17 protein-coding genes are annotated in these 11,106 nt (G+C 31.4%); 12 read left to right on the top strand and 5 right to left on the bottom strand.

All coding sequences use genetic code 11. From position 1 onward, the window contains the following. From GJV03_RS20565 to xseA, 3 genes are all read right to left on the bottom strand, one after another. A partial coding sequence (locus GJV03_RS20565; RefSeq protein WP_154131010.1) for a hypothetical protein occupies positions 1 to 432 on the bottom strand: 432 nt, incomplete at its 3' end. A 238-nt stretch (positions 433 to 670) separates the two neighbouring features. Continuing rightward, positions 671 to 865 (bottom strand): exodeoxyribonuclease VII small subunit, encoded by a 195-nt coding sequence (gene xseB, locus GJV03_RS20560; RefSeq protein ID WP_034615548.1) that lies wholly within the window; start codon positions 863 to 865, stop codon positions 671 to 673. Further along, on the bottom strand, positions 858 to 2,120 hold the full coding sequence (gene xseA / locus GJV03_RS20555) for an exodeoxyribonuclease VII large subunit (protein ID WP_154131009.1): 1,263 nt from the start codon (positions 2,118 to 2,120) through the stop codon (positions 858 to 860). The genes xseB and xseA overlap by 8 nt, the downstream gene beginning before the upstream one ends. A gap of 88 nt (positions 2,121 to 2,208) precedes the next feature. Between xseA and GJV03_RS20550 the strand changes: the two genes are divergently transcribed. Together GJV03_RS20550 and GJV03_RS20545 are read left to right on the top strand one after the other, a co-directional pair. Beyond that, on the top strand, positions 2,209 to 2,535 hold the full coding sequence (locus GJV03_RS20550) for a hypothetical protein (protein ID WP_154131008.1): 327 nt from the start codon (positions 2,209 to 2,211) through the stop codon (positions 2,533 to 2,535). Between the two features lie 143 nt (positions 2,536 to 2,678). Then, positions 2,679 to 3,017 carry a hypothetical protein gene (locus GJV03_RS20545; protein WP_154131007.1) on the top strand — a complete coding sequence of 113 codons (339 nt, stop codon included), beginning with the start codon at positions 2,679 to 2,681 and terminating at the stop codon, positions 3,015 to 3,017. Between the two features lie 93 nt (positions 3,018 to 3,110). On the opposite strand, the gene GJV03_RS20540 is transcribed toward GJV03_RS20545, so the two are convergent. Then, positions 3,111 to 3,575, bottom strand: coding sequence for a DoxX family protein (locus GJV03_RS20540; protein WP_154131006.1), 465 nt, complete (start codon positions 3,573 to 3,575; stop codon positions 3,111 to 3,113). Between the two features lie 210 nt (positions 3,576 to 3,785). On the opposite strand from GJV03_RS20540, the gene GJV03_RS21915 reads away from it, so the two are divergent. The 7 genes from GJV03_RS21915 to GJV03_RS20515 all read left to right on the top strand — a co-directional run bounded on the left by GJV03_RS21915 (position 3,786) and on the right by GJV03_RS20515 (position 8,392). Next, positions 3,786 to 3,911, top strand: coding sequence for a hypothetical protein (locus tag GJV03_RS21915; RefSeq protein ID WP_004719837.1), 126 nt, complete (start codon positions 3,786 to 3,788; stop codon positions 3,909 to 3,911). Positions 3,912 to 4,040: 129 nt separating this feature from the next. Beyond that, positions 4,041 to 4,418, top strand: a complete 378-nt coding sequence (locus GJV03_RS20535) for a hypothetical protein (RefSeq protein ID WP_004719838.1) — start codon at positions 4,041 to 4,043, stop codon at positions 4,416 to 4,418. 435 nt (positions 4,419 to 4,853) lie between these two features. Continuing rightward, positions 4,854 to 5,234, top strand: coding sequence for an MliC family protein (locus tag GJV03_RS20530; protein WP_004719841.1), 381 nt, complete (start codon positions 4,854 to 4,856; stop codon positions 5,232 to 5,234). Between the two features lie 413 nt (positions 5,235 to 5,647). Further along, entirely contained in the window at positions 5,648 to 6,874 is a 1,227-nt protein-coding gene (locus GJV03_RS20525) for an acetamidase/formamidase family protein (RefSeq protein WP_154131005.1), read from the top strand. A 780-nt stretch (positions 6,875 to 7,654) separates the two neighbouring features. Beyond that, positions 7,655 to 7,816 (top strand): hypothetical protein, encoded by a 162-nt coding sequence (locus GJV03_RS21570; RefSeq protein WP_171501888.1) that lies wholly within the window; start codon positions 7,655 to 7,657, stop codon positions 7,814 to 7,816. Continuing rightward, on the top strand, positions 7,813 to 8,022 hold the full coding sequence (locus tag GJV03_RS20520) for a hypothetical protein (protein ID WP_171501887.1): 210 nt from the start codon (positions 7,813 to 7,815) through the stop codon (positions 8,020 to 8,022). The genes GJV03_RS21570 and GJV03_RS20520 overlap by 4 nt, the downstream gene beginning before the upstream one ends. Positions 8,023 to 8,062: 40 nt before the next feature. Further along, positions 8,063 to 8,392, top strand: a complete 330-nt coding sequence (locus tag GJV03_RS20515) for a hypothetical protein (protein ID WP_154131003.1) — start codon at positions 8,063 to 8,065, stop codon at positions 8,390 to 8,392. Positions 8,393 to 8,646: 254 nt separating this feature from the next. Here the strand turns inward: GJV03_RS20515 and GJV03_RS20510 are convergent, their stop codons facing one another. Next, a complete protein-coding gene (locus GJV03_RS20510) occupies positions 8,647 to 8,928 on the bottom strand; it encodes a hypothetical protein (RefSeq protein WP_004719854.1) in 282 nt (93 codons plus the stop codon). Positions 8,929 to 9,266: 338 nt separating this feature from the next. Between GJV03_RS20510 and GJV03_RS20505 the strand changes: the two genes are divergently transcribed. The 3 genes from GJV03_RS20505 to GJV03_RS20495 all read left to right on the top strand — a co-directional run bounded on the left by GJV03_RS20505 (position 9,267) and on the right by GJV03_RS20495 (position 10,912). Then, positions 9,267 to 9,482, top strand: a complete 216-nt coding sequence (locus GJV03_RS20505; RefSeq protein ID WP_105712498.1) for a hypothetical protein — start codon at positions 9,267 to 9,269, stop codon at positions 9,480 to 9,482. 132 nt (positions 9,483 to 9,614) lie between these two features. Further along, on the top strand, positions 9,615 to 10,610 hold the full coding sequence (locus tag GJV03_RS20500) for an alpha/beta hydrolase (RefSeq protein ID WP_154131002.1): 996 nt from the start codon (positions 9,615 to 9,617) through the stop codon (positions 10,608 to 10,610). Between the two features lie 77 nt (positions 10,611 to 10,687). Beyond that, positions 10,688 to 10,912: a hypothetical protein gene (locus GJV03_RS20495; protein ID WP_004719860.1), complete on the top strand. Its 225-nt coding sequence runs from the start codon at positions 10,688 to 10,690 to the stop codon at positions 10,910 to 10,912. Positions 10,913 to 11,106 lie beyond the last annotated feature (194 nt).

The following is an 11,106-nucleotide window of genomic DNA, read 5'->3' as shown; positions in this document are numbered from 1 at the left end:
AAAAAGATAAGAGATTAAAAAATCACTTTGAAATACATCAGCTAAAGAAAATTTCTTCTTCTTTTTAGTAGATTTAATGAAATCACGTATAACCTGAATTTTTATTAAATTTTTATCAATACTCTCATTATTGATGAATTTTAAAATTATTCTATATAATATTATTAAATTTAATTTGTAGTGTTTTTTTTGAGCATAAATTTTTAATAAAAAATATAATAAAGCACCTAAGATAATTAAATACTGTGGTAAACCTAAATTTACCATAAAGCCTTCATAAGTATAGTCGGAAATATCAAAACCAATATTGGTTGTATCATTTCCAGACTTATAAGTCATACCATTTAAATATATACGACCACTTAGATATAGATAGCCAATATATATAGAGGTAATAAATGCAAGATCAATTTTTATACTTGTATACTTCATGTTAAATTTACCTTTGATTAAATTATAATTTTCTTAATTTAAAAACAAACTTCTATCTTTTTGATATATTGTGAAATTTTCTTATGAAAATTATAGTAAAAATGCATTCAAAATATTAAAAGCACCACCATATGTGAATCAAACAAAATAACTAAAAAAATTGACTAGACAATATAGTGTAAAGTAGCTAATTCGATCTTCTTCTATTTTGAATAATAATTACATAGTAGTCAGTTTTTTATTCTTTAAAAGTCTCATTTAGAGCCTGTTGCACCGCATCTACACGTGACTTACAGGCTTTATATGCAGACATGGACTCTTCCACAATCTTCATCAAATTATCAATATCAGGTTCTTCTTGAGATTCTAATAGTTCAGCATTTTTCTTTAGAACGTCATAACCTTCTTTAAATGTTAAATCTTGTTTAGCCATTGCTTAATACCTGTGTCACATTTGCGTTAATCGTACCATCCAATAACTCTACTTGGATGTGATCAGTTGAAATTTGTTGAATAGAACGAATGGCTTTACCATCACTACGGACAATAGCATAACCTTTGGCCATCACATGACGTGGATTTTGCAAAAGCGTTTCACGCATGAGTGATTCAACTTGATTGGATGCCAATTTAATCAGTTGCTGTGCCAAATACTGAACAGTACCTTTCATCAAATCTAAGCTTTTATTTGCCTCATTGATCTGCCCTTGAGAAAGTGTTTTAATGACTTTGATGTACTGATCATTCTGGCTTTGATAAGCAATAATTTGATGCTGAGATAACAGTTTAATCTTATGTAGAGAATCTAGCACGTCTTGGGTGCGCTCTACGATTAGATTTCGAATACCTCCAATCACTTTACTTGGTGTATCAAAAGAACGGTTTGCCACTTCATCTAAAATGGTTCTATCTTTTTCATGGCCTATACCTACCCAGATCGGAACAGAGCGTTTGCAAAGTAGCGCAGCGAGATTGTAGTCATTGAGATAGGCCAGATCATTGACTGCACCTCCACCACGAATAATCACAATAAGATCTGGTGGTGTATTGAGGTCTTTAGCCCATTGTCGTAATGCATTTGCTAAAGCTTCAGAAATACTTGTCGCTGCAGTGTTCCCCTGAAACGTTGCTGAATGATAGACAAAATGACAAACCCCAGCTTGATCGAGAGCATCAGCATCTTTCTTAAAGTCACCCAAGCCAGCAGCATTTTCAGGAGCAATGACGAGCACATTTTGAATATCAAATGGGGCAGGCAGTAATTTATTTTTATTGAGTAGACCTTCGCTAGTCAGTCTTTCTAAAATTTGTTGATAACGCCGTGCGATATCACCTAGGGTATAACTTGAATCTATTGCTTCAATATTGACTGAAAAACCGTATTGGGGACTAAATACAGCTTTCACTTTAATCAGTACATTGAGATCACGAGAGAGTTCAACACCACTTTCTCGTTCAAACTTTAATACCATTTTGGCAGCAGAGAATTTCCAGATTGTTGCCTTACAACTGGCAATGACTTTATCTGAATCTTCTTCCTTTTCTGCAAGTTCTAAGTAGTAGTGGCCGCCCTTGATGCTTAGATTTCTAATCTCAGCTTTTACCCATATTGCTTCATCAAAAGTTACACGTATAACTTCTTGAACAGTTGCAAGGTATTCGCTTAAGGAAAGCTGTAAGTCAGACATACAAAGGTAATTACGGTAAATTTATCTAAAATAGTATATAACATGGTGACTCAAGACGGTGAAGATATATTGATCTTATACATCGGATATGGCATATTTTTATGATGTAGACGGGCGTTATCGACATCTACTTAAACCAAATTATTTTTTAGTCTTTAAAGTAAAAACACAAGTGAAATCATTAATATTTATTAGCTTTTTTTTCTTGGTATCTTGTACCAGTTATGATTTAGAAAGTAATCATGCGCATTGTATGGGATATGGAGCAGATGTCAGTAACATTACATCAACAATGAGTGATTATGATCGCTTTAGATATCAGAGTCAGAATGGGATGAGTATGCTTAACAGCAATACACTCTCACCGAAGATGCGAACCGATTGTTATAAAATTGACCCGAAACAAACCAAATAACTGAAAGGCTTATCAATGGATGGGCTTTAATTTTATATAAGCTAAACTTCTTTCATAGAGCATTCAAAAAATTATAAATTATGAAAAAAATCCTTTTTTTATTTCTTTTATGGATATCACAGCTTTGTTATGCAGATCCAATAATGCCAATTTTTGATAAAAAATTAAATATAGAGAAATTCAAAGAATATTTTGATCGTGATCATACTCGGTATCCTGAAAATGATAAATTAATCGCAGAACGAGAAACAGATTTAGATCAACCTAAATATAAAGTGATTGTTACTAGAATAATATTTGGTAGGGAATATGAGCTTCAAAATTATATCAAAATGATTGGTTATCACGACTGCGAAGTTAGAAAAATTTTCTTGTATACAGGATATTATGATTACAATGCAGATCTTATTGAAACTTATAGAACTGTAACTAAATTTCCACAGGGCAGTAAGTTGATTGAAGATGCTTGTTTAGATAAGTAAACTTTAAAATTTCATTTAAAGATAAATTCTCATACATCATAATCAACTGATATATTATTTTAATAACCCACTTCCCCAAAAAGTGGCTATTTTCTAAAAGTATTTTTTGAAAAAAAGTTTATCTAGAGTGAAAGAATCTGGCTTGTTTGTAAAAATAAAAAGTAAAATGAAAATATAAAGCAAATCATGAATATAGAAAAACCAGCTTATCCAAGTGATCAAATTAAGGCCTGGTGGAATTGTATAAATACCAACGGTTACGAGTGCAACAAAGCAAATAAAGATCAATATAAGGCTGGTTAACTGAGTAAATAATCCTATGGTTAGCAATAGCCCGAATACAAATTCAAATAAAGAAACAATGATAGCTGTCACTTCTGGAAAAGGTATACCTGCCGAAACAATCGTTTCCAACATGATTTGTTGATTTTTCTCTACAAATAATTTGTTATAACCCGTTGTAAAGAAAAATAAACCGATCGAAATTCTGGCTAATATTAAGGCGAAGTGACTAAATTTTGGCGAATTAAATGGATTTTTAAAGAGAAAACCAAGCATGTGTCTATGATTCTGAAAATTAGAAAATATCTTAATAATCTGAGCAGACTTTTTAAATGTAAGCATTGTTGGTGAGTGTATATAATTTGTCATTTATACAAATTTAAAATGTTGCTAAGGTTGTTCGAAATGTTACGTAAGTTTCACAAAATACACATCAAGAAGTTCATACTTTGATATGGTGTATTTTTAAGCAAAACTGAGCGAACTATGAAAATATTTTCAATTTTAAGTTTAGCTATGCTGATCGGCTTAACAGCGTGTCAAAAAAGAGATTCAGATACACAAAAGCAAGATCAAACAACAACGCCACATTCAGTCGATAAGGACAGTTAACCCAACGCCCACTGATACAGTGGGCTGATTGATATGAGTGTGAAGGCTATTGATATAGCATGAGATTCCTAGATTTTTTTCAAAACAATGCTGTATAATTTTTAGACTTAAGAAAGCTATAGAGCAATTATGAATCTAAAATACTTTATAAAAAATTTATTAGCCTCATTTATTGGGCTATGTGCGTTGGCTGGAATAGTTAAAGTTATCTTTCTATACAGCAGTAATTTATATGAGCAAGCGCTAACTGTTCTTGTGGTAATGATCATGATTCTTGGATTGATGATCGTTGGTTATCTTAATGTTGTTACTGCAATAGGCAGTAAAATCAAACAACCCTTTTATTTACATTTAATTTTAGTGGGTTTTCTTTTTGTAACCGATTTAGCTTTTGGTAGTTCAAGTATTACTGAAGTTATTTTGAGAAATTTGGGATATTTTGCTGTATTACAATTAGGGGTTTACCTTTATATGAAACGAAGTGCTCCGAAATTATTGCTGAATTAATATTTTAATAAAATAATGAATAAACTAGCCTCTTAATGGAGGTTTTACGCTATAGAAAAGTGGGAGAGTTATTAATTTTAAAGCAAAGTTTTATTTAGATTTTTACATCCAATTCAAGTAATTTTTAGGCTTTCTATATGAGAAATCATACTGTACGCATAAGCTAAGATAGCGTAGTAATTTTCTTTAATGATATAAAGCCGTCTCGTTCTAATCTGCAATGACCGTACTCATCTAGGCTTAATACATCCTATTCATTGATCAAAGAATAAAACTAAATATTTAAATTAAAACAAAATTCAAGCTTAAAATGTATAAGGTTCTAAGTGATTGTTATAATTTATGTAGACAACAAGTAGTTATTCGCAATAAGTGGTTGGATTGCTCTAAAGCGCTATGTTAGAACTTAACTTCCATATTTATTCGAGATTAAACATGAAAAAATTATTATTAATTTCATCTTTTTTAGCTGTTGTTTTTGTTGCTGGGTGTAGTGCAAAAGACAAAGATAAAGCGACATCTCCTGATAATGAGGTAAGTAGTAGTGCCGTTGCTGTTGATACAAATGAGTCGGCTGAAAAAACGGTGAAGTATGAAACTGCTGATAAGAAACAATTTACACTTAAGACCAGTGATAATTTTGTTACAGCGACATTAACGGATAGCGATGGAAATAACTATTCATTGAAAGAAGTACCTGCTGGAAGCGGTATGCGTTTAGAAGGTGACAATGGTGTTTCAATTCATTCTAAAGGCGATGAAGGAACCATTGAACTTGCTAAAGATAAATCTTTTACAGTAAAAGAAGTTAAATAGAATTATGATGTAAATAGCCCCACCATTTGGTGGGGTTTTTTATTCGTAGTTCATCAATCAAAAAATATCGTATTGAGTGAATTATATTGGTGTTAAAAGTTTTTACTCCCTTTGAGAGAAGGCTAGGATGAGGGGGAGTTTATGCTGGCTTATCGCCCTAAAAGGACTTATGAAAGAAGCCGAATAGGTTGAGAGAAAACTGTACACATTAAAATTAAGTACTTTAAAACCCATTCAAAAATAAGATATTTACGGGCATTTCATTATTTATGCACTTGAATAGACCGACTAATTGTAAACAATTGGCGCAATATCTATTGAAATGAACAGATTAAAGTAATTTTACCGTGGCATGAAATTTGCTGAAAACACCTTTGCAATATTTTTATTTTTCAATTATTAAAGGTATTTTTATGTTTAAGCACACGGTTCTTTCACTGTTTATTTTCAGTGCTATCAGTACTTCAGTCGTTCATGCTGAAAGTTTTAATGTTCTTAAGCAATTATCCAATAAGCCAGTTCAACTAAAAGACGGTGAATACAAAGGCAATTATTACGTACCCTCGACTTTAAACACCATTACTTGGGGCTACTTACCGAATAAAGATGCTAAGCCTGTGATTTCTGTTCCATCGGGAAGTGTTGTGACTTTCGATACAGTTTCACATGAAGGTTTACTTGAAGATCAAGGGCGGGATGCGGAAAAATTCTTTAAATCAAAAGGGGTGAAAGATGAATACATTTTAGATGAAGCAAAAAATATTACAAAATCTTCTCTAAAACATGATTTTAATAAAGATGGACCTCATATTGTGACTGGCCCAATTGAAATTCAAGGCGCACAAGCCGGTGATATTTTAAAAGTAGAAGTCATTAAAGTAGAGCCTCGTGTTCCCTATGGCGTCATTTCAAATCGTCATGGTAAAGGTGCTTTAGTGGGCGAATTTCCTAAAAGACCACAACAAGAAAATGCTTCGGCTGAACATCCTGAGCGATATGGAAATGTTTCAGTCTTTACCCCAATAGAAAAAAATACCAAGGGTGAATATGAGGGGGTACTAAAAACACAATCAGGTAAATCGATTCGTTTCCCGCTAAGCCCGTTTATGGGCATTATGGGGGTCGCACCGAATACATCACAGCCAGTTCATTCAGTACCACCAGCGATGTATGGTGGTAATATTGATATTAATGAGTTAGGTGCTGGATCAACTGCATATTACCCAGTACAAGTGCCGGGTGCATTGTTCTATACAGGTGATAGTCATTTTGCCCAAGGTGATGGCGAAGTTGCATTAACTGCATTAGAAGCTTCAGCAAGAGCAACACTGAAGTTCACTTTATTAAAAACAGGCAAAGATAAGATTCCGGGTAAAGAGATCGTACAGCCATTAGCAGAGAATGCTGAATTCTGGATTACACCAGGATTAGATGAAGATTTAGACGAAGCAATGAAAAAATCTACACGTGAAGCGATTCGTTTTTTAAATCAAGAATATGGTATTGATGAAGCGATTGCTTATGCCTATCTGAGTGCTGCTACTGATTTTGAAGTATCGCAAGTGGTCGATAAGACCAAGGGGATCCATGCAAAAATACGTAAAGCTGACTTTAAAGAGTTTGTTGAAGACACTAAGTAAAACTAAAGTTGAAATTTAACCAGAACTGACAGATACATCAAAAATGAGTAGCTGTCAGTTCAGATTTGGGTGAATATGCCTTAACATACAAGGATTGATGAAAACGATATACAACAGAACTATGAGAGGAGTAAAAAATGATTTGGTTAAATACTTTTTTTTATTTCTTGTTTTATAGCATTTTTCTTTTGCTAGGCTCTTTTTTGTATGGCGAGGCACTTCTATACTTTGTGAAAAGGAAATCTATTTTTAAGATTTTTTTTATATTTTTAACTTATATCATTTTTATATTTTTTATCGTGTATCCTATTTTCTTAATTTTTGATTTAATTAAAGAATTTAGATTCTATTTTTTGGAAAATAATTATTTTTTATTCTTTGTTTTAAGCTGTTTTGTTTTTTCAATAATACCAATGTTCATTTATTTTCAAAGAAAATACTTAAAAGATTTACAAACTTTTGGTTTATTTAAAAACTAAGTTTAAATAATGAAAGCGAAACTAAGATCACATTCAAAATAAGCCTTGTCTTTTATTCTAAATATTTGGGTCTTTGTTTTTGCAAATGAATATCATTTGAAAGTTTATGTTTTATAGTATAAAGTACTTTATAAATAAGTTTAACTAAATAATAAATATGACTTAATCATTTGACTGTCAAATTCAATCAGTATAATTCTAGCGCTGTTGGCTTGCGATAAGGATTTATGTAATTCAATTTTCAGAGCAACTGGTATGGGTGCTCGTTGTAAAAATAAGTAAGCCTGATAGGGAGAAAATTTTGGAAAACGATGAATTAATACAAGCAGCCCGTGAGTTAGTAAAACAAGCTGTTCCAGACTATGAACAAGCTTATAAATTATTGACCTTGCTTATAAACAAGGATCTCCAGAGGCAACTTATGCCATTGCAACATGGAATTTACATGGCGGTCATTTTTTGAAACAAGATTATGTCAAAGGGACTAGATATCTAAAAAAAGCAACAAAAATGAAATGGCCATATGTGTTTAGCTTGAATACCGTTTATGCAATTGCTTTTGCACCAAAAGGAAGTATTGAGTGGTTAAAATTATATTTTGTATTTCCAATTTTAGTAACCTTCTATTTGATGGCTTTATTCTTACTTAAGCTTAAAAATAAATTTTAAAGAGGAAATTTTTGTGAGTGCTTAGAATGGAGGAAATAATATGAAAAAATTAATCTTTTATGTCTTCTTTATAGCTGTATTAGGAATTATAACTGTTATAGGAACAAAGATACTTCATAGTGAACAAAATCAGCAATATATAGAAAAAATTTTTCGTGAAGATATTAAAGTACAGAATAAATTAGGAGAAATACGGAACTATAGAATACGTAAAGTCGGAAAATTTTATGGTAATCCTCCCTACCAACAAGGCTATGATTATTATACTTTAAAGGTTAATGGTGAAAAGTCATCTGCTTTTATATATTTAAAGCTTTATAAAAACAACAATGGAGAAATAGAAAGCTATAAAGTGGAAATAGGTGAATAGTAAAATAAATTTAATAAATTTTTTAATTAGATATTAAGTGTATTTTAAAAATAAATATTTAACTGTACTAATTTTTTTGATTTAAATTTAATCTAATAATTAAATTCTCATTTTGTGCTATTCATCACGCTTTTAATTTGGCTGATAAAAGATTATATAAGGCAAGCTAGAATTAAATTTAGAGAAATCAGATGTAGTATTTAGATATTTAAATTTTCTCTCTGCTTAATATAATCTTTATCGAATCAGTATGTTTAGACACGAATCATACTTTTACTGTTTATATCCTCCATCCAGTCATTTAAATCCAAATCGTTGGTAAATGAATGTTCACCATCAATCTTAAAGACTAACAGAGAGTCATGAATGCTAATAATACTCGCTAAATGTTGGCGAATGATGTTGGCTTCATAGCTTGTGTTGATCAGCCAAGTGGAAGGGTTCACCCGAATTGAAGCATCATAGTCACAGATGAGCTTATGGACTTCATCTAAATGATGTACTTGTGAGGAATTTAGAATAATCAAATAATTCATATTAACAACCTCCATAAAAGAGATTTAGACAAAATAACTTTTATTATGAAATGTGATAAGTATCACGATTTATTCAATCTAACATCAAAGTATTTTGATCAATTGAAAAAATGTCGGACAATCTAAAGCTGAATTTTGATGATGTGTTAGATTTTTTTATTGTATTGTTCAAGAAAATTCTTAGTGGTTATTCCTTTTGTTACATAAAAAGCAATCAAAATTTTTAAATACTGGCTAAATTGAAGTATGATTAAGTTTAAAATATTTAAACAATAAGCTCATCAAAAGATGGGCTTTTTTGTCTTACCCTCTCTGTGTTATAAAGTTTGAGGCTTAAAATGCTGGTTAAAATAGAAGATGGTTTTTACCTAAATTCACTGCATATTATCGCGATACATGTTTCTAAAGATATGATTACGCAAAATTTTTCTATAAGTATAGAATATACACCGCACAATCAAAATGCCAATGGCTTATATCATAAAAAGTGCCAGACCAAAGCTGAAGCGGATTTATTTTTGCAAACTCTACATCAGCAAATCGCGCAAATATAAATTTAAATTTTTTAGTTGTTTTTTGCATTGAAATTAAAAGAAAAGGAATTCATTTTTTAAGCTATATTAGGCTCACAATTGAATGTATCGATAATGTGAAAATCACAATGATTGAACATTTTTGAGGTCAAAATGCATAAACTGAAAATTCTTATTTGTACACTTTCGCTATTCACATTATCTGCTTGCCAAAATGTGCAAAAAAATAACAAAATTATTGCCAAGGCATTTGATACTTCAACACATTTTCAACGCTATCTGATGGATAAACATGCACCAGAGAATGTCATTGTTAGCAATAACATTGCATACCAAGAACAGCCAAAACTAAGTTTAGATCTCTATCAAGCAAAAGATATTCAACACGTTGAAAAACGCCCAACAGTGATCTGGATTCATGGCGGTGGTTGGATTTCAGGTGCTAAAGATAATGCAAGAGGATATTTTAAGTTGCTTGCAGCACAAGGTTATAATGTTGTTTCTGTGCAATACCAATTTGCACCGCAAGCAATTTATCCAACGCAGTTGTATCAAATCAATAACGCACTGCGATTTATCCAGCAAAATGCAAAACAATACCATATAGATGCTGATCAATTATTTTTAGCAGGGGATTCGGCTGGGGCCAATTTAGCCAGTCATTATGCAGCGCTTCTCACTAATCCAAATTTCGCCATAGAATCTGGATTTACAGCCTCGATTCAAACTTCACAACTTAAGGGTTTAATTCTACATTGCGGAATTTATGATATGAATGCCTTTATCAATACAGCACCAGATGAAATCAAACTGATTGAATGGGGGGTAAATAACCTTGTTCAAGCTTATACAGGTAATCAAAAAGACAATCCTGAATATTTAAAACGTTTATCACCTATACAACATCTTACCAAGGATTATCCGCCTGTATTTATCAGTGGAGGGAATAAAGATTTTCTCACAGATACGCAGTCCATTCCTTTTGTAGAAGCTTTGCAAAAAAAGCAAATTCCTGTCCAAGCTGTTTTCTACACCGAATCAAAAGAATGGTTGGTCCATGAATATCAATTTTTCTTGGGCAAAAAGGCGAGTCAGCAAACATTTGATCAAACTATTTTGTTTTTGAAGAAAAATGTTGATTCCAAATAAACTCAAAAAATAATGATTTAAACTGAATTGTCATAAAAGCATGTTATAAAAAATAAAATTGTAGCGAGAAATGAAAGATGGAAATCAGTGTAAAGCAAATCAACAAGCGTATAGATGAATTTCAAGAATCAAGTAAGAAAGCATCAACTTTAGAAATTGGCTATAAAACTTATGCCAAATTAATGAATGAAGATAAATTTGCAGATGCCCTCAAGAAAGATCCCAATAACACAATGGTTCGTTACTACAAAGATATAAAAATTAAATTGGTCACAGAAAAACACCATTTTGAGGTGAAATAAGGTTTTTTAATAAATAGAATAACAATTTTTAAAATTTAAAACTCAAGGAATGAGTGTAAATTTTTTTATCATATTGCATGAGAAAAAGTAATATATTTTTAAACACTTACTTGATTTTAAAGTGATCACTTTTTGCCTGTTAAAATCAAAATTTAGTACATATAAAACATTGACTTGTGCTTCCATTGTTAAAC

The organism is Acinetobacter sp. RIT698, assembly GCF_009668065.1.
Classification (GTDB): Bacteria; Pseudomonadota; Gammaproteobacteria; order Pseudomonadales; family Moraxellaceae; genus Acinetobacter; species Acinetobacter guillouiae.
Note: the sequence above shows the minus strand (reverse complement) of the source record. Positions and strands in the feature narration are given on the sequence as shown.

Excerpts from the sequence above, each read along its gene's own strand:
- xseB (WP_034615548.1), bottom strand. The coding sequence starts at position 865 with ATGGCTAAACAAGATTTAACATTTAAAGAAGGTTATGACGTTCTAAAG.
- xseA (WP_154131009.1), bottom strand. The coding sequence starts at position 2,120 with ATGTCTGACTTACAGCTTTCCTTAAGCGAATACCTTGCAACTGTTCAA.
- GJV03_RS20550 (WP_154131008.1), top strand. The coding sequence starts at position 2,209 with ATGGCATATTTTTATGATGTAGACGGGCGTTATCGACATCTACTTAAA.
- GJV03_RS20545 (WP_154131007.1), top strand. The coding sequence starts at position 2,679 with ATGCCAATTTTTGATAAAAAATTAAATATAGAGAAATTCAAAGAATAT.
- GJV03_RS20540 (WP_154131006.1), bottom strand. The coding sequence starts at position 3,575 with ATGCTTGGTTTTCTCTTTAAAAATCCATTTAATTCGCCAAAATTTAGT.
- GJV03_RS21915 (WP_004719837.1), top strand. The coding sequence starts at position 3,786 with ATGAAAATATTTTCAATTTTAAGTTTAGCTATGCTGATCGGCTTAACA.
- GJV03_RS20535 (WP_004719838.1), top strand. The coding sequence starts at position 4,041 with ATGAATCTAAAATACTTTATAAAAAATTTATTAGCCTCATTTATTGGG.
- GJV03_RS20530 (WP_004719841.1), top strand. The coding sequence starts at position 4,854 with ATGAAAAAATTATTATTAATTTCATCTTTTTTAGCTGTTGTTTTTGTT.
- GJV03_RS20525 (WP_154131005.1), top strand. The coding sequence starts at position 5,648 with ATGTTTAAGCACACGGTTCTTTCACTGTTTATTTTCAGTGCTATCAGT.
- GJV03_RS20515 (WP_154131003.1), top strand. The coding sequence starts at position 8,063 with ATGAAAAAATTAATCTTTTATGTCTTCTTTATAGCTGTATTAGGAATT.
- GJV03_RS20510 (WP_004719854.1), bottom strand. The coding sequence starts at position 8,928 with ATGAATTATTTGATTATTCTAAATTCCTCACAAGTACATCATTTAGAT.
- GJV03_RS20505 (WP_105712498.1), top strand. The coding sequence starts at position 9,267 with ATGCTGGTTAAAATAGAAGATGGTTTTTACCTAAATTCACTGCATATT.
- GJV03_RS20500 (WP_154131002.1), top strand. The coding sequence starts at position 9,615 with ATGCATAAACTGAAAATTCTTATTTGTACACTTTCGCTATTCACATTA.
- GJV03_RS20495 (WP_004719860.1), top strand. The coding sequence starts at position 10,688 with ATGGAAATCAGTGTAAAGCAAATCAACAAGCGTATAGATGAATTTCAA.